At 71.1% G+C, this 16,327-nt stretch carries 17 protein-coding genes; 6 read left to right on the top strand and 11 right to left on the bottom strand.

The genetic code is table 11. From position 1 onward, the window contains the following. From VE614_RS31385 to VE614_RS31410, 6 genes are all read right to left on the bottom strand, one after another. The coding region (locus VE614_RS31385) for a putative T7SS-secreted protein (protein WP_324944959.1) at nucleotides 1-2,118 on the bottom strand (2,118 nt) is incomplete at its 3' end. A 2-nt stretch (nucleotides 2,119-2,120) separates the two neighbouring features. Next, nucleotides 2,121-2,774 (bottom strand): hypothetical protein, encoded by a 654-nt coding sequence (locus VE614_RS31390; RefSeq protein ID WP_324944962.1) that lies wholly within the window; start codon nucleotides 2,772-2,774, stop codon nucleotides 2,121-2,123. Beyond that, nucleotides 2,767-3,186 (bottom strand): hypothetical protein, encoded by a 420-nt coding sequence (locus tag VE614_RS31395; RefSeq protein ID WP_324944965.1) that lies wholly within the window; start codon nucleotides 3,184-3,186, stop codon nucleotides 2,767-2,769. The genes VE614_RS31390 and VE614_RS31395 overlap by 8 nt, the downstream gene beginning before the upstream one ends. 91 nt (nucleotides 3,187-3,277) lie before the next feature. Then, a complete protein-coding gene (locus VE614_RS31400) occupies nucleotides 3,278-4,132 on the bottom strand; it encodes a serine hydrolase (protein WP_324944968.1) in 855 nt (284 codons plus the stop codon). Nucleotides 4,133-4,144: 12 nt separating this feature from the next. Then, nucleotides 4,145-4,459, bottom strand: a complete 315-nt coding sequence (locus tag VE614_RS31405; protein WP_324944971.1) for a hypothetical protein — start codon at nucleotides 4,457-4,459, stop codon at nucleotides 4,145-4,147. After that, nucleotides 4,456-4,656 (bottom strand): hypothetical protein, encoded by a 201-nt coding sequence (locus VE614_RS31410; protein WP_324944974.1) that lies wholly within the window; start codon nucleotides 4,654-4,656, stop codon nucleotides 4,456-4,458. The genes VE614_RS31405 and VE614_RS31410 overlap by 4 nt, the downstream gene beginning before the upstream one ends. Before the next feature lie 116 nt (nucleotides 4,657-4,772). Here VE614_RS31410 and VE614_RS31415 point away from each other — a divergent pair, with 116 nt between their 5' ends. From VE614_RS31415 to VE614_RS31430, 4 genes are all read left to right on the top strand, one after another. After that, the gene (locus VE614_RS31415; protein ID WP_324944976.1) at nucleotides 4,773-5,570 is read left to right on the top strand and encodes a helix-turn-helix transcriptional regulator; all 798 of its coding nucleotides are present in this window, start codon (nucleotides 4,773-4,775) and stop codon (nucleotides 5,568-5,570) included. Continuing rightward, entirely contained in the window at nucleotides 5,563-5,784 is a 222-nt protein-coding gene (locus tag VE614_RS31420; RefSeq protein WP_324944979.1) for a DUF397 domain-containing protein, read from the top strand. The genes VE614_RS31415 and VE614_RS31420 overlap by 8 nt, the downstream gene beginning before the upstream one ends. 48 nt (nucleotides 5,785-5,832) lie before the next feature. After that, nucleotides 5,833-6,219: a hypothetical protein gene (locus tag VE614_RS31425; RefSeq protein ID WP_324944982.1), complete on the top strand. Its 387-nt coding sequence runs from the start codon at nucleotides 5,833-5,835 to the stop codon at nucleotides 6,217-6,219. 139 nt (nucleotides 6,220-6,358) lie between these two features. Continuing rightward, nucleotides 6,359-7,162, top strand: a complete 804-nt coding sequence (locus VE614_RS31430) for an endonuclease I family protein (RefSeq protein WP_324944985.1) — start codon at nucleotides 6,359-6,361, stop codon at nucleotides 7,160-7,162. A gap of 9 nt (nucleotides 7,163-7,171) precedes the next feature. Here VE614_RS31430 and VE614_RS31435 read toward each other — a convergent pair whose 3' ends face one another. From VE614_RS31435 to VE614_RS31445, 3 genes are all read right to left on the bottom strand, one after another. After that, nucleotides 7,172-8,857: a thiamine pyrophosphate-binding protein gene (locus tag VE614_RS31435; RefSeq protein ID WP_324944988.1), complete on the bottom strand. Its 1,686-nt coding sequence runs from the start codon at nucleotides 8,855-8,857 to the stop codon at nucleotides 7,172-7,174. Further along, complete coding sequence (gene speB, locus VE614_RS31440) at nucleotides 8,854-9,843, bottom strand: agmatinase (RefSeq protein ID WP_324944990.1); 990 nt, start codon at nucleotides 9,841-9,843, stop codon at nucleotides 8,854-8,856. The genes VE614_RS31435 and speB overlap by 4 nt, the downstream gene beginning before the upstream one ends. A gap of 81 nt (nucleotides 9,844-9,924) precedes the next feature. Beyond that, a complete protein-coding gene (locus VE614_RS31445) occupies nucleotides 9,925-11,400 on the bottom strand; it encodes a sodium:solute symporter (RefSeq protein WP_324944994.1) in 1,476 nt (491 codons plus the stop codon). A gap of 163 nt (nucleotides 11,401-11,563) precedes the next feature. Here VE614_RS31445 and VE614_RS31450 point away from each other — a divergent pair, with 163 nt between their 5' ends. Next, entirely contained in the window at nucleotides 11,564-13,054 is a 1,491-nt protein-coding gene (locus tag VE614_RS31450; RefSeq protein WP_324944997.1) for a PucR family transcriptional regulator, read from the top strand. An 84-nt stretch (nucleotides 13,055-13,138) separates the two neighbouring features. After that, nucleotides 13,139-13,927: a phosphatase gene (locus VE614_RS31455; protein ID WP_324945000.1), complete on the top strand. Its 789-nt coding sequence runs from the start codon at nucleotides 13,139-13,141 to the stop codon at nucleotides 13,925-13,927. Between the two features lie 306 nt (nucleotides 13,928-14,233). On the opposite strand, the gene VE614_RS31460 is transcribed toward VE614_RS31455, so the two are convergent. Both VE614_RS31460 and VE614_RS31465 read right to left on the bottom strand, forming a co-directional pair. Further along, nucleotides 14,234-15,106: an acyl-CoA thioesterase II gene (locus tag VE614_RS31460; protein WP_324945003.1), complete on the bottom strand. Its 873-nt coding sequence runs from the start codon at nucleotides 15,104-15,106 to the stop codon at nucleotides 14,234-14,236. Nucleotides 15,107-15,128: 22 nt separating this feature from the next. Then, nucleotides 15,129-16,286 carry an acyl-CoA dehydrogenase family protein gene (locus tag VE614_RS31465; RefSeq protein WP_324945006.1) on the bottom strand — a complete coding sequence of 386 codons (1,158 nt, stop codon included), beginning with the start codon at nucleotides 16,284-16,286 and terminating at the stop codon, nucleotides 15,129-15,131. Nucleotides 16,287-16,327: the final 41 nt, after the last annotated feature.

A 16,327-nucleotide genomic window follows, 5' to 3' on the forward strand; every position in this document is an offset into this window, starting at 1 on the left:
GCCGAGCGGGTCGGTGGTGGCGATCACCCGGCAGTGGTGGTCGATGAGGTGGCGGGTGGTGTGGCCGTCGGCGGTGGTGAGGGTGGTGGTGCGGTGGCCGGTTTCGGGGTCGGGGTCGGTGTAGGTGAGGGTGATCTGGACGTGGCCCGCCTCGCCGCCTTCGGCGATGACGCGGTCGCGGTCGTCGTAGGCGTAGTCGTAGCGGCTGTTGTTGGAGTCGATCCAGGCGGTGACGCGGCGGCGGTCGTCGTAGACGAAGGTGGTGGTGGCGCCGGAGGGCTTGGTGACGGTGGTGAGGTTGCCGTCCTGGTAGCCGTAGCGCATCAGGGGCAGGTCCGTGCCCGCCTCGCCCGCGCCGGCCAGGGACAGCGCGGTGATCAGGCCGCCGGCCGTGGTCAGCTTCACGTGGTGGCCGGCCGAGTGGACCAGGGCGAGGGGCAGGCCGTCCTCGGTGCGGTCGATGGTCCACGCGTTGCCGTTGCGGTCCTCGGTCCGCTCCAGCCAGGCGATGCCGTCGCCGCCCGGTTCGCCGCCGGGCGGGGCAGTGAAGTGGCGGGTCAGGCCGGTTTCGAGGTCGGTGACGGTGTAGTCGCCGTCCGCGTCGCGGGCCAGGAGGGTGCGGGCGGTGCCGGACTCGGGACGGGTGGGGGCGCCGGGGACGGGGTGCGGGTAGGTGATCAGGAGGCCGTCCGCGGTGACGTGGACGACGCCGACCGGGTCGATCTCCAGGCGCTCGTCGACGGTGGAGGTCCAGGAGGGGCCGAGGAAGCGGCCGGCCGTGCAGCCGGACTCGGTGCGGCGGGTGAAGACCAGGGGCAGGATGCCGGGGATCGCCAGGTCGGTCTGGGGCAGGAACATCCGGCCGGAGGCCAGGTCGACGGGGTCGGTGCCGTCGGTGGTGCGCTCGCCGTCGGGGCGGTTGTGGGTGCCGTCCGGGGCGTCGTCGACCAGCTTGCGCGCGCGTGCGGCGTCCGCGGCGACGCGCACCCCCTTCACCGCGGCCCCGCCACCACCGGTGGCCGCGGTCAGCAGGGCGTCGGGCGCCAGCCGGCCCAGGCCCTCGTAGGGGTCCTTCATGAAGTCGCTGATCATCTGCTTGCCGGTGCCGACCGGGTCGTTGGCGGCGACCACCAGCCCCGCGGCGAGGCTGTTGAGGTTGGTGGCGTACTCGGCGGGGTGGGTGAGGTTGTACGGGTCCAGGGGGTTGATCCCGCGCACGAAGTTCACCAGGCCCGCGGTGCCCTTGATGATGCCGCCGCCGACGTGGTCGCCCATGATCTGGAGCTCCTGGAGCCCGTCGCCCAACTGCTCGGTGTACGACGGCTTCTCGGGCGCCAGGTCCCGCGCGGCGCGCACGGCGCTGCGGGCGGTCTCCGCGGCCGTGTTCCGCTGCTTGCGCGCCTCGGCGAGGATGTCCTGCGCCTCCTGCATCAGCTTCTTGCCCGGGTCCTCGAACGTCGCGGCGGGGCGCGGCGGGAGGGTGGCGGGGTCGCGCTGGTCGGCGGGCTGGGCGTTGTAGCGCTCGACGGCCTTGTTGTAGTCGTCGACCTTCTTGCGGTGCGCGTCGGCGGCCTCCTCGGACGCCTTCACGCCCTCCTTCCACTTGTCGATCGCCGTCTGCGCCCGCCCCTGCGCCCATGTCACGGTCCCGGCGAACGCCTCCAGCGCGCCGGCCGCCTTCTCACAGGCGTCGGCGCCCTTGAACCACTTCGGCGGCTGGGTGCTGACCGCCTTGCGCAGCGCCTCGGCCGCCTCACCCTTCAGCTGTGAGGAATCCAGCCCTTTCAGGCCGCTGCCGGCGTCGTCGAACGCCTTCTGGAAGGCTCGCAGCTTCTGGGCGGTGGAGCGCAGCTTGTCCGGGCTGCCGTAGATCAGTTTGGTCTTGTCCTCGGTCTGCCCGAGGTCCATCTCGTCGACCTCGGCGCCCATCCGGTTGGCGACCGAACGGGACTGCTCACGCACCCAGTCCGCACCGGACTCCCAGCCCACGTCGTCCAGCCGGTCGGCGGTCCACTTCCCGGCGTCCTCGACCCGGTTGCCGAGCCACTCGACACCGTCCTCGACCGCGTTCTCCACCGAGTCCGGCGTGATGTCACTGATGAAGTCGCCGATGCCCATGGTCAGTTGCCCCCGTTGTCACCCTGCTGCTGTGCTTGCCGGGCGCGTTCCTCCGGCGACGGGCCGAAGGTGTCGTCCAGCGCCTGGTTCCACTGGTCGTCGGAGATGCCGAGCGCGTCGTTGAGGATCTGTGACTGCCGGCCGCCCTGCCCCTCGGTCAGCACCGTGCGGCCGGTGTCCTTCCAGGTCTGTGCCATCTCCTGACGGGCCCGGTCGAACGACTCCGGGCTCCAGTCCGGGTTCAGGGCGTCCGGTGTGAAGACGTCCCCCCAGTCCTGCCGGATGATCTCCTCCTCCGAGGCGTGCGGATTGCCCCCCATCACGGAGTTCACGCCCACCTTCAGCGCCCCTTGGACGTACTGGTCGTGCTCCCACTGCGTGCCCGCCGCCAGTCCCAGACGGTTGGCGATCTCGCTGGCGTCGTGGACCAGGGCCCGTACGCCCCACTCCCAGCGCTCGCAGAAGTCCTCGAAGTCGACCGACAGACCGTGGTGGCCGGCCTCCATCCCCGTCATCGACAGCTCGGAAAAGCCCTTGCCCATCACCGAACCGGTCGCGCCGCCCAGGTCGCCCAGACCATCGATGGTGGCGCCCACACCCTTGGTGAACTTCGCCACCGACGCCTGGTCGAAGTTCAGGTCCTTCCCGTCAGCCACGGTCGCCCCCCTCCTGCACCGTCCCGGCGTCGACGGCGACACCGTCCGGAACGATCCCGGTGACCGGCGGGAAGAACATCGACCCGTCCTCGTCGGCGATGTTCACCGCCAGACCGGCCGGCTCGCCCAGCGACGGCACGATCTCGTCCACGATGCGGGCGCCCAGGAGCGCCGCGTAGTCCATCGGCCGGTCACCCGGCCCGTGGTGCAGGGCGAACCGGGCCAGCGCCGTCTCGTCGGTGAAGCCGCAGATCCACCGCACCCCACCCGAACGCGCCGACCACAAGCCCCCACCAGAGATCGGCACCAACAGGACTGAACGCCTCATCTCACCCACCAACGCACGAGGATCACCCACCCCCGCCCGCCGCTCGGCAATCCGTTCCGCCAACACCGCCCTCGGCTGCTCCACGGCCCCTCCCTGCTCCCCGGTCACTGGTGGCACCGTAGGACAGACGCTCCGGAAGGTGTCGGTGGTTCTACCGGGGACTCATCCGGCCCCGTCAGGCGGCGGCCAGGTCGCGGTGGATGACCTTGGCCACGTTCTGGATGGTGGTGATGCCGTAGTTCATGGTGCTGTTGCCGTGGGTGAGGACGGTGATGACGTAGTCGTGGCCGCCGCCCTTGAAGGCGCCGATGCTGTGGACCCGCCAGCCGTTCGTGGCGCGTGAGAGCCAGCCGTTCTTGACGGCGACGGTGACGTCGGAGGGGACGCCGTACGGGGTGCCCCAGCGCTGGGAGGAGACGACCTGGCTCATCAGCTTCAGGATGTAGGCGCGGGAGTTGTCGCTGAGGACGGTGTTCTTGGCGGTGATGAGCTTCAGCAGCTTCTGCTGGTCGGTCACCGTGATCTGGGTCAGGCCCCAGTAGCCGTTCGCGCCCGGCTTGGTCTGCGTCATGCCCGCGGCGGTGAGGAAGCCCTTGATCTTCGTCATGCCGAGCTGCTTCCACAGGGTGCTGGTGGCCGCGTTGTCCGACTTGGTGATCATGGCCTTGGCGAGGGTCGTCTCACGGTCGGTGAGATACCGGCCCTGGTTCTTCGCGTCCCACAGCAGGGTCGCGAGGACGGTGACCTTGACGACACTCGCCGAGTCGAAGGCCGTGGACGGCCGCAGGGTGCACGTCGTCTTCGTGGTCCGGTCGTACAGCCCGACGGCGATCGTGCCGGTGCGGTTGGCGAGCGCGGCGGTGATGTCCTTCCTCAGCTTCTCGGCGAGGGCGGCGTTCGACGAGGTGCAGCTGACGGCGGGGGTCGTGGCGGCGGCTGCCGGAGCGGCGGCCGCCACGGTGGATATGAGGGCGCCGGCGGCGAGAGTGGCGCCGAGCACATGGGAACGGCGCGGTCTGAGGTGAGCCATGCCCTTCTTGACTCACAGGTCTGGCCAACGGTTGCCCTCCGGGGCGGGCGCGGGCAGCCGGGCTCCCCGGCTCACGGCGATCCGGTGGACGTCGGTCAGCGCCTCATGCATGCGGGCGAGCGTGAAGCGGAGCTGCGCGGCTGTCGCACGCTCGTCCGCGAGGAGGTCCGCCGCGTGGTCGAGCAGACCGAAGGCCATCTCCAGTTGTACGTGCTCGACGGTGTCGGCCAGGCGGGAGAGCGGGCCGGTCCCGTCCGTCACGAGAATGCAGCGCTTTCCGTCCGTCCCCGTCCAGGGCAGCAGCCGCCCGTTCACGTCACCCGTCACTTGGTGTCCTCCATCTCCACCGTCGGCATGCCGAGCGACCCGAGGCCGATCCCCGGGACCACGGCAGGGCGGGTCGTACGCGGGTGCTGCGGGCCGGTGTGGGGGACGGTCGGCCGGTGTACGTCGGCACGGGGGCGCCGTCGGCGGCGCAGCAGCCGGCGCAGCGGTGCGACGAGACGGGTGATGCGGCGGGCCATGCCTCAGCTCCTTCGTTCGCTCTCTGTGGCGATCCGTTCACAGAGTGAGAGGGGCTTGGCTAGGCTCGCCAGAGGGTCGAGTGTGACCAGTCGCTTGTCACAAGGGAGTTGATCCGGTGGGCACCATCTACGGCGATTGGCTCAGGCAGCAGCGCGAGGCAGCCGGTCTGACGCAGCAGGAGCTGGCGGAGATGGCGTTCATGACGCGTTCGCACATCGCGCACATCGAGGCGGGGCGCAGGGTGCCGTCGCGGGAGGACGCGCGGCGGCTGGACAGGGCGCTGGGCACGGGGGATGTGCTGAGCAGCTTTCTGCCGCATGGTGACGACGAATCGATCGCCGAATACTTCGAGAGGGTGCGCGTACTCGAACAACAAGCGACGGTCATCCACGAGTTCGCTCTGGCGTACTTCCCGGGCATCCTCCAGACGGAAAAGTACGCGCGTGCGGTCCTGGGCGCGGCGTTCCCTCCGGTGAGTGACGAGGAATGTGACAGGCGCGTTGTCACACGCCTTGAGCGCGCGAGGATCCTCGAAGATCCGGTGACCCCCGTAGTGTTGGCAATTTTGGACGAGACGGTGTTACGCCGCCCGATCGGCGGCCCGGACGTCATGGCGGAGCAGATCATGCACGTTGTGCGTCTCGCCGAGACTCGACGTATCCGCGTGCACGTGATGCCGTTTGCTGTGGGCCATCATCCGCTGGCGCACAGCATGCTCACGCTGATGTGGTTCGAGGACCAACCGCCGCTGGCATACACCGAGGGCGGCTACCTGGGGAGACTTCACGACTCCCCGTCCGCCGTCCTGAAGATGCAGCATCGCTACCATCTCGCACTGGGCGACGCGATGTCGCTGCAGGACTCACTGGCTCTACTCAGAGCCACGGCGAAGGAGTACGGGCTTCATGACTGACCGCGCCATCCCGAACGCGGCCGTGCTCAGTGGTTGGCGTAAGTCCTCGTACAGCGACAACAACGCCGGCAGTTGCCTCGAAGTCCTCGACCACCACCCCACCGGCATCCCCGTCCGCGACTCCAAGAACCCGAACGGCCCCGCCGTGGTCTTCCCCGCGGCCGGCTGGTCCTCGTTCGTCAGGGCGATCGGAAGCGGCGAACTCCCGGCTTGACCGACCCGGCAGAGGGTAAATACACGCCGGGCCGACGAGAGGGGCGCCGTGGGGCAGCGGAGGCGTGACATCGCGGAATCGTGCGGGCGGCTCTACGCGGCGCTGTGGGCTCTGGAACGTATCGGCGCCGGAACCGCCGAGCTGGGCAAGCCGGGACACGCCCGTTACGTGATCACCAATGGTCCGGAGGACAAGTTCCGCCGGCTGCTGGACAAGGCGGGCGGCCATCTTTACGAGGCCACGGCCAGGCAGCCGGAGGCGCGGGCGACCGCCGCCGCCGAGCTCATCCAGGGCATCGCCGGCTTCATCCCGGCCGGCGGCATCCCTTCGGGGAACTTCGGTTCCGAGGAGTGCGAGGCCTTCGAGCACGGGTTCGCGGAGCAGAGGGCGGAGTACGAGGAGAAGTGGAAGGACCTCCTGCCCGGCGAGGTCTGAGCGGGGCGTTCTCGTGTCGAGTGGCGTGACTTGTCCACTCCCGTCATTCAACCGACATCCACCTGTCACCCATTTGACTGCATGTCCATGCCACTCTCCCGGTGCCGCTTCCGTTCAACCCGCGTAGAGGGGACCCCACATGCCGGCGACACGCACCCGACGCTGGAAGTCAGTGGCACTGGCCACGGCCGCCGTTCTGGTCGGACTCACCAGTCCCGCCCTCACCGCCACCCCCGCCGCCGCGACCACGACGGCGTACGACTCGACGTACTACAAGAACGCCGTGGGCAAGACGGGCACCAGCCTCAAGTCCTCGCTGCACACCATCATCAGCAGCCAGACCAAGCTGTCCTACTCGGCGCTCTGGGAGGCGCTGAAGGTCACCGATCAGGACCCGGCGAACAGCAACAACGTCAAGCTGCTGTACTCGGGCATCTCCCGCAGCAAGACGCTCAACGGCGGTGACGCCGGCGACTGGAACCGCGAGCACGTGTGGGCCATCAGCCACGGGGACCTGACGACCTCGACCGGCCCGGGCACCGATCTGCACCACATCCGCCCCGAGGATGTGCAGGTGAACTCCATACGCGGCAACAAGGACTTCGACAACGGCGGCAGCGGCTTCACCAACTCCGGTGGCAGCCTCACCGACTCCAACTCCTTCGAGCCGCGCGACGCCGTCAAGGGCGACGTGGCCCGCATGATCTTCTACATGATCGTCCGCTACGAAGGCGGGGACGGCTGGGCCGACCTGGAGGGCAACGACAGCGTCAGCAACGGCGGCAACCCGTACATGGGCCGTCTGACGGTGCTGAAGCAGTGGAACGACGAGGACCCGCCGGACGCCTTCGAGGAGCGCCGCAACCAGGTCATCTACGACACCTACCAGAAGAACCGGAACCCGTTCATCGACCACCCGGAGTGGGTCGAGGCGATCTGGTAGGACACGGTCTCAGCCCAGGTGCGTCGGTGCGAACATCCGCAGTACCGCCGGGAGGACCACCACCGACGGCCCCGGCGCCGCCAGCGCCTTCGCCAGGTCCGTCTCCAGCGTCTCGGGGGTCGTACGCACTCCGGGCACCCCGAAGGACTCCGCCAGCGCCACGTAGTCGGGCCGGGTGAGTTCCGTCGCCGTGGCCTGGCCGAAGGCGTCCGTCATGTACTCGCGCAGGATGCCGTAGCCGCCGTCGTCGACGATGAGCCAGGTGACGTTCAGGCCGTACTGGCGGGCCGTGGCGAGTTCGGCGATGGAGTAGAGGGCTCCGCCGTCGCCGGAGACCGCGAGGACCGGGGTCGTCGGGTCGGCCGCCGCCGCGCCGAGGGCGGCCGGGAAGCCGTAGCCGAGACCGCCGGCGCCCTGCGCGGAGTGCAGGGTGTTGGGGCCCTTGGCGTCGAAGGCGGACCACGCCCAGTAGGCGAGGATCGTCATGTCCCAGAAGGACGGCGAGGACACCGGGAGCGCCCGGCGGATCGACGCCAGCAGCTCCTGCTCCAGGGTGAGGTCCTGGGCGTCGATGCGCTCGCGGACCCGCCGCAGCAGGTCCCGTACCCGTTCCTCGGCCGTCGGGTCGGTGCGCTCCTCGACCGTCTCCAGCAGTGCCTGCAGCGCGAGGCGCGCGTCCGCGTGGATGCCGAGCGCCGGGTGGTTGGACTCCAGCTTGCCGAGGTCGGCCTCGATCTGGATCACCCGGCCGCGCGGCCTGAACGTGTGGTAGTTGGAGGAGAGTTCGCCGAGGCCGGAGCCGACCACCAGCAGGACGTCCGCGTCCTCCAGGAAGCCGGTGGTGTGGCGGTCCTCCAGCCAGGACTGGAGGGACAGCGGGTGCTCCCAGGGGAAGGCGCCCTTGCCGCCGAAGGTGGTGACGACCGGCGCCTGGAGCCGCTCCGCCAGCCGGCGCAGCTTCCCGGAGGCGTCCGACCGGATCACCCCGCCGCCCGCGATGATCGCCGGGCGGGCCGCGTGCGAGAGCAGATGGGCGGCTACGGCGGTCAGTTCGGGGCGCGGGGGGAGGTCGTCGGGTGTCGCGTCCACGGCGGTCACCACGGGCAGGCGGGTCTCGGCGAGGAGCACGTCCTGCGGGATCTCCACCCAGACCGGGCCGTGCGGGGCGGTGAGCGCCGACTTCCAGGCGGCGGCGATGGCGGACGGGATCTGGGACTGGGTGCGGACCGTGTGGACGGACTTCACCACGCCCCGGAAGGACGCGGCCTGGTCGGGGAGTTCGTGGAGGTAGCCGTGGCGGCCGCCGCCGAGGCCGGCCGTCGGGATCTGGCTGCTGATGGCGAGGACGGGAGCCGAGGCCGCCGCCGCCTCCTGGAGCGCGGCGAGCGACGTCAGCGCGCCCGGGCCCGTCGACAGCAGCAGCGGGGCCGCCTCTCCGGTGACGCGCCCGTACGCGTCCGCCGCGAAGCCGGCGTTGTTCTCCACCCGCAGCCCGATGTACCGCAGGTCGGAGCGGCGCAGCGCGTCGAACATGCCGAGGGCGTGCTGGCCGGGCAGGCCGAAGACGGTGGTCGCGCCCAGCCCGGCCAGGGTCTCCACGACCAGGTCTCCGCCGTTGCGGCCCGGGGGAGGGTTCAGCGCGGCCTCCGTCTGGGCGGCCGTCGGACGAAGCTCCAGGTCGTGGTCGTGGGTCACTTGCCCTCGTTCTCCTTGTTCGCCGCGCGGGCCGCCGCGATCTGGCGGGACATGATGGTGGTCAGTTCGTACGCCGTGTGGGACGCCGCCACCGACGTGATCTCCGCGTGGTCGTACGCGGGGGCCACCTCGACGACGTCCGCCGACACCAGGTTGCACGACGCGAGGCCGCGCAGGATCTCCAGCAGCTCGCGGGAGGTCATGCCGCCGGCCTCGGGGGTGCCGGTGCCGGGGGCGTGGGCCGGGTCGAGGCAGTCGATGTCGATGGAGATGTACAGGGGGCGGTCGCCGATGCGCTGGCGCAACTGGTCGGCGATCTCGTCGGCGCCGCGGCGGTAGACGTCGGCGGAGGTGACGATGCCGAAGCCCATCTTCTCGTCGTCGGTGAGGTCCTGCTTGCCGTAGAGCGGGCCGCGGGTGCCGACGTGGGAGAGCGCCTCGGTGTCGAGGATGCCCTCCTCGACAGCGCGGCGGAACGGGGTGCCGTGGGTGTACTCGGCGCCGAAGTAGGTGTCCCAGGTGTCGAGGTGGGCGTCGAAGTGGAGCAGGGCCACCGGGCCGTGCTTCTTCGCGACCGAGCGCAGCAGGGGCAGCGCGATGGTGTGGTCGCCGCCGAGGGTCATCAGGCGGGCGCCGGTGCCGAGCAGGTCGTCCGCGGCGGCCTCGACGGTCTCGACGGCCTCGTTGATGTTGAACGGGTTGACGGCGATGTCACCGCCGTCCGCGACCTGGGCGAGGGCGAAGGGGGAGGCGTCCTGCGCCGGGTTGTACGGGCGCAGGAGGCGGGAGGCCTCGCGGATGGCGTTGCCGCCGAAGCGGGCGCCCGGCCGGTACGAGACGCCCGAGTCGAACGGCACGCCGACGACGGCGACATCGGCGGTGCCGACCTCGTCGAGGCGCGGCAGCCGGGCGAAGGTCGCGGGACCGGCGTACCGCGGGACGCGGGAGGAGTCGACCGGGCCGCGGGGCGTCTCGTTGCTGCTCATGGGACTATGCCTTCTTTCCTACATTTTCGTCGCGCACTTACGCTTCATCGCGTATGCACTGCTACTGACCGGTATACGACTCTACTGCGGAGCCGCCACCGCTTCGGACACAGGTTCGGGTGCCGCCCGTCCGGCGAGACGCTCGCGCCAGGCGGCGAGCACCGCCTCGTCGGTCGGCTTCGTCGCCAGCGAGACGACGAGATACGCGGCGAGGGAGGCGAGCAGGCCGTAGCAGACCGGCTCGGTGGCGAGGATGCCGTAGGCCGCCATCAGGCCGATCACCGCGAGGCCGCCGGCGGCGACCGCGGCCAGCGCGCCCGCCGCGGTGCCGCGCCGCCACAGCAGCCCGCCGAGGATCGGCACCAGCAGCCCGCCGACGAGCAGGTTGTACGCCACGGTCAGCGCCTCGACGACGTCGTTGAGCACGATCGCGGTGAGGATCACGGCGACGCCCATCAGCAGGATGAAGGCCCGGTTGCCCGTCACCTCGCCGTGCTCCCCCTCGTCCGCCGTGTCCGCGGAGGACCGCAGCGTGCCCCGCAGCCGGGACCAGATGTCGTTGTTGGCGACGGTGGCGCAGGCGATGAGGGCGCCGGAGGAGGTGGACATCACGGCGGCGAGGGCGGCGGCGAGCACCAGCCCGCGCACCCCCGTCGGCAGCTCGTCCTTGACGATGGTGGCGAAGGCGTCGTCGGCGGCGAGGTTCGGGTAGAGCACCTTGGCGGCGGTGCCGATGACCGCGCCGCCCACGGCGTACGCCAGGCAGTAGGTGCCGGCGACGGTGCCGCCCCACTTGGCCGTCCTGTCGCTGCGGGCGGTGAAGACGCGCTGCCAGATGTCCTGCCCGATGAGCATGCCGAAGGTGTAGATCAGCACATAGGTGAAGATCGTCTCGCCGCCGATGCCCAGCGGGTCGAAGTACTCGGTGGGCAGCTGCGCCTTCATCTCGCTGAACCCGCCCGCCTTGACGACGGCGATGGGCAGCAGGAGCAGCAGCACGCCGATGGTCTTCACCACGAACTGCACCATGTCGGTGAGGGTGATCGACCACATGCCGCCGAGCGTGGAGTACGCGACGACGATGGAGCCGCCGAGGACGATCGCGAGGGTGCGGTGGATGTCGAAGAGGACGTCGAAGATCGTGGCATAGGCGATGGTGGAGGTGACCGCGAGCATGAGCGTGTACGCCCACATCACGACACCGGAGATGACACCCGCCCGGCCGCCGTATCTGAGATCGAGCATCTCGGAGACGGTGTAGACCCTCAGCCGGGCGATCCGGGCCGAGAAGAAGACCGACAGGGCGAGCAGCCCGAGCCCGATGGTGAAGACCATCCACGCGCCGGAGAGCCCGTACTGGTAGCCGAGGCCGACGCCGCCGATGGTGGACGCGCCGCCCAGCACGATCGCCGCCATGGTGCCCGAGTACAGGGCGGGGCCGAGCCTGCGGCCCGCCACCAGGAACTCGCTCTTGGACCTGGCGCGGCGCATGCCCCACCAGCCCATGGCCAGCATGCCGGCCAGATAGACGACGATCACGATGTAGTCGACGGCCATGGGGCCTCCTTCGCGCACTCTCGGTGGCGTGTCGTGCAGATGCGATCCGCGGTGGCTGGTCGCGGGGACATCCGCCCGTACCCGCGGCCACCGGTCCCGACCGACCCTAGGTGGCCGAAAAGAGACTGCGAAGTGTACGTTTCATCCACCGGAGCTGAACGGGATGGAGGAAACGCACACCATGACCGAGGCGACACCCCCCGTTCCGCCCGTTCCCCCCACCCCCCAGGTCCCCCTCTCCGCCCTGCTGGCCCGCGAGGACCTGGCCCTGCGGCAGCTCACCGGCCCGCCCGCCGACGGTGTCTACCTCCACACGGCGCACACCTCGGAGATGTCCGACCCCTATCCGTACCTCTTGGGCGGCGAACTGCTCCTGACGGCGGGCGTGCACATCCCCGAGGCGGCGGGCACGGGCACCGGCACGTACTTCGACGCCTACGTCGCCCGGATCGTCGAGGCGGGCGGCGCGGCGCTGGGCTTCGGCCTCGCCCCCGTCCACGACACGGTCCCCCGCGCCCTGGTCGCCGCCTGTGAGTCCCACGGCCTGCCCCTCCTGGAGGTCCCGCCGCAGACCACCTTCTCCGGCGTGGCCCGCGCCGTCTGGCAGCTGATGGCCCAGGCCCGCCTCGCGGAACTGCGCCGGGTGACCGAGGCCCAGCAGAGCCTCGCCGCCGCGGCGGCCCGCCCCGACCCGGTCCCGTCCGTCCTGCGCCAGCTCGCCCAGCGGATCGGCGGACGCGCGGTGCTGTACGGGCCGGAGGGCGCGGAGCTCGCGGGGGCGGGACGGCTGCCCGACGAGGCGACCCGGTCCGCCCTGGGGAACCTGGCCCGCCTGGTCACGGCCCGCGCCTCCACCGCCACCGACACGGCCGCCGGCACCCACCTCTCCGCCTACGCCCTGGGGACCGGCCAGGGCTTCGTCCTCGGCGTGGCGTCCCCCCGCCGGGACCCCGCCGACCACACCATCGCCTCCGTCGCCGCCGTCCTCCTCTCCCTCCTCACCGGCGAACACCAGACCGGTACCGGCGCGGCCCGCTCCTCCGCCCTGGTCCGCCTGCTCCTCGGCGCCCCGCCCGAGGAGGTGGCCCCGCTGCTCGGCACCACCGACCGCTGGCTGATCGTCCACGCGAGCCCGCAGGCGGGAACGGTCCCGGACCCGGTGGCGGCCTCCGCCCTGGGCGCGGCCCTCGGCTCCCCCCTGGTCGACACCGCCGACGACGTCGTACGCGTCCTCGTCCCCGCCGGCCACTCCCCCGCCCCGCACCCCGGCTGGACCCTGGGCGTCAGCGCTCCCGCCGCCGCGGACGCCCTGGCCGCGGCGGACACCCAGGCGTCCCGCGCGCTCACCCGCGCCCGCGCCACCCGGACCCCGCTCCTCCACCACCGCACCCGCCCCTCCCTGGCGGACCTCCTCCCCCCGTCCGAGGCGGAATCCCACGCCCGCACCCTCCTCGCCCCCCTGACCCCACCCCTCACCGAGACCCTCCGCACCTGGCTCTCCCTGCACGGCAGCTGGGACCGCACCGCCGTCGCCCTCTCCGTCCACCGCAACACGGTCCGCCAGCGGATCGCCCGCTGCGCGGCCCTGCTGGGCGCGGATCTCGACGATCCGGATGTGCGCATGGAGCTGTGGTTCGCGTTGCGGTGGGAATGAGGACCTGAACGGGCAGGCGTGATCCACATCCCAGCACCCCCGAGGCCAAGTCCGGACACCGCCGGCTGCCCCACAATGAGAGGCATGCCGATACCCGGGACACCCAGCCGCTCCGAGCTCGTCGACCACCTTGTGAGGACCCGTATCGCGGGGGATGTCGCCACCCCCCGCGAGAACAACCTCTCGCACTACCGCCAGCTGGCGAACGGCAATCGCCACTACTGGCTCGGCCTGGAGCTCGGTGACCGCTGGAGCGACGAGCAGGACGTGCTCGCCGTGATGGCCGAGCGGGTCGGGGTGAACGACGACCCCGAGCACCGGTACGGGCAGGACACCATCGACCCCCAGCTGACCGTCGCCGCCCTGGAGCGGCTGGCCGCGCGGCTGCGCAAGGCGGCCGACGGGCAGCAGCGGGTGCTGTTCGCGACCGGGCACCCGGGCGGGCTGCTGGACGTGCACCGCGCGACGGCCGCCGCGCTGCGCGCCGCCGGCTGCGAGATCGTCGTCATCCCCGACGGACTGCAGACGGACGAGGGGTACGTCATGCAGTTCGCGGACGTCGCGGTGCTGGAGCACGGCGCCACCCTCTGGCACACCCACTCGGGCGAACCGATGAAGGCCATCCTCACCGGGCTGGAGCGCGCGGGCCGCCCGCTGCCCGACCTGGTCGTCGCCGACCACGGCTGGGCGGGGTACGCGGGTCAGCACGGGGTGGACTCGGTGGGCTACGCCGACTGCAACGACCCGGCGCTCTTCCTCGCCGAGGCGGAGGGCACCGTACAGGTGACCGTCCCGCTCGACGACCACGTGGTCAGCCCTCGGTACTACGACCCGATGACGGCGTATCTCCTCGCGGAGGCGGGACTGGCGTAGTCCGGGCCGTGCCGGGAGTGGGGTCCAGGTGGACCCGCTGGCCCGCCGCGCCCCCGGGAACACCTCCCGCAGCCGCCGCTCGGCCCGCTCGCGGGCCCACTCGATCCGCGTCGCCGTGGACACGTCCCGGAAAGCCGGCCTCCGCGGCGACCAGCGCCTCCCGCGGACCGGGACGAGGGTCGTCAGCTCCAGTACGGCCCCGGTGTCCGGCACGCGCCGAGCAGTTCCTCCCTGATGCGCTGCCGCACGGGCGCCGGCAGCGGGCGGCCGATCAGCGGCTCGCGGCTGGATCTTCGGCCCGGTCCCTCAGTGTTCCCGCGGGACGCGCACCACGCCTTCCTGGATCACCGTGATGGCGAGGCGGCCGTCGCGGGTGTATATGCGGGCCTGGCCGAGGCCCCGGCCGCCGTACGCCGACGGGGACTCCTGGTCGTACAGCAGCCATTCGTCGGCGCGGAACGGCCGGTGGAACCACATCGCGTGGTCCAGCGAGGCGCCGACCACGTCACCGACGGCCCAGCCGCCCCGGCCGTGCGCGAGCAGCACCGAGTCGAGGAGTGTCATGTCGGAGACGTAGGTGGCCAGCGCGATGTGCAGCAGGGGGTCGTCGGCGAGTTTGCCGTTGGTGCGGAACCAGACCTGGGAGTGCGGTTCGCGCGGCGCGCCGTAGCTGCCGAACGGCGGGTCCTCGGCGTAACGCAGGTCCACCGCGGCCCGGGCCTCGATGAACCGCTCCACGACCTCCGCGTCCAGGTGCGGATAGCCGCGCAGCCGGTCCTCCGAGGTCGGCAGGGTGGCCGGGTCGGGGGCGGGCGGCATCGGCGCCTGGTGGTCCAGGCCCTCCTCGTACGTCTGGAAGGAGGCGGACAGGCCGAAGACCGGCTTGCCGTGCTGGACCGCGACGACGCGGCGCGTGGTGAAGGAGCGGCCGTCGCGCAGGCGGTCGACCGTGTAGACGATGGGCGCGCCGGGGTCGCCGGTGCGCAGGAAGTACGCGTGCAGGGAGTGGGGCGGGCGGTCGGCGGGGACCGTACGGCCCGCGGCGACCAGCGCCTGCGCCGCGACCTGGCCGCCGAAGACCCGGGGGACGACGGCGGACCGGGAACGGCCGCGGAAGATGTTCTCCTCGATCTGTTCGAGGTCGAGCAGATCGAGGAGATCCTCGAGTGCCTGGCTCATGGTCACTGTGCGGGCGTGGTGCTTACAAACCCATGTCCTTGGCGATGATCGTCTTCATGATCTCGCTGGTGCCGCCGTAGATGCGGTTGACGCGGTTGTCCGCGTACAGGCGGGCGATCGGGTACTCGTTCATGTAGCCGTAGCCGCCGTGCAGCTGGAGGCAGCGGTCGATCACGCGGTGCGCGACCTCGGTGCAGAACAGCTTCGCGGAGGCGGCCTCGGCGGGGGTCAGCTCACCGGCGTCCAGCGCCTCGGTGGCGCGGTCGGCGACGGCCTCGGCGGCGTCCACCTCGGCCTGGCAGGCGGCCAGCTCGAACTTGGTGTTCTGGAAGTGGGCGACCGGCTTGCCGAAGACGGTGCGCTCCTGCACGTACTGCTTGGCGAACCGGATGGCGGCCTTGGCCTGCGCGTACGCGCCGAAGGCGATGCCCCAGCGCTCGGAGGCCAGGTTGTGGCCGAGGTAGTAGAAGCCCTTGTTCTCCTCGCCGAGCAGGTCCTCGACCGGCACCTTGACGTCGACGAACGCCAGCTCGGCGGTGTCGGAGGTGCGCAGGCCCAGCTTGTCCAGCTTGCGGCCGATGGAGTAGCCCTCGGACTTGGTGTCGACGGCGAAGAGGGAGATCCCGAAGCGGCGGTCCTCGGCGGTCGGCGCGGAGGTCCGGGCGCAGACGATGACCTTGTCGGCGTGCACACCGCCGGTGATGAAGGTCTTGGCGCCGTTGAGGACGTAGTGCGTGCCGTCCTCGGAGAGCTTGGCGGTGGTCTTCATGCCCGCGAGGTCGGAGCCGGTGCCCGGCTCGGTCATCGCGATGGCCCACATCTCCTCGCCGGTGACGAACTTCGGCAGGTAGCGCTTCTTCTGCTCGTCCGTCGCCAGCATCTTGATGTACGGCAGGGCGAGCAGCACGTGTACGCCGGAACCGCCGAACTGGACGCCCGCGCGGGCGGTCTCCTCGTAGAGGACGGCCTCGAACTTGTGGCTGTCCAGGCCCGCGCCGCCGTACTCCTCCGGCACGTTGATGCCGAAGATGCCCAGCTCGCCGAGCTTGTAGTAGAACTCGCGCGGCGCCTGGCCGGCCTGGAACCACTCGTCGTAGACCGGGACGACCTCGGCCTCGATGAAGGCGCGCAGGGTCTCCCGGAACGCCTCGTGATCCTCGTTGAACACCGTACGGCGCACGCCGCCACCTCCACCGGTACGTATCTAAGCGCTTGCTCAGG

This window comes from Streptomyces sp., from assembly GCF_035645055.1.
In the GTDB taxonomy this organism is placed as follows: Bacteria; Actinomycetota; Actinomycetes; order Streptomycetales; family Streptomycetaceae; genus Streptomyces.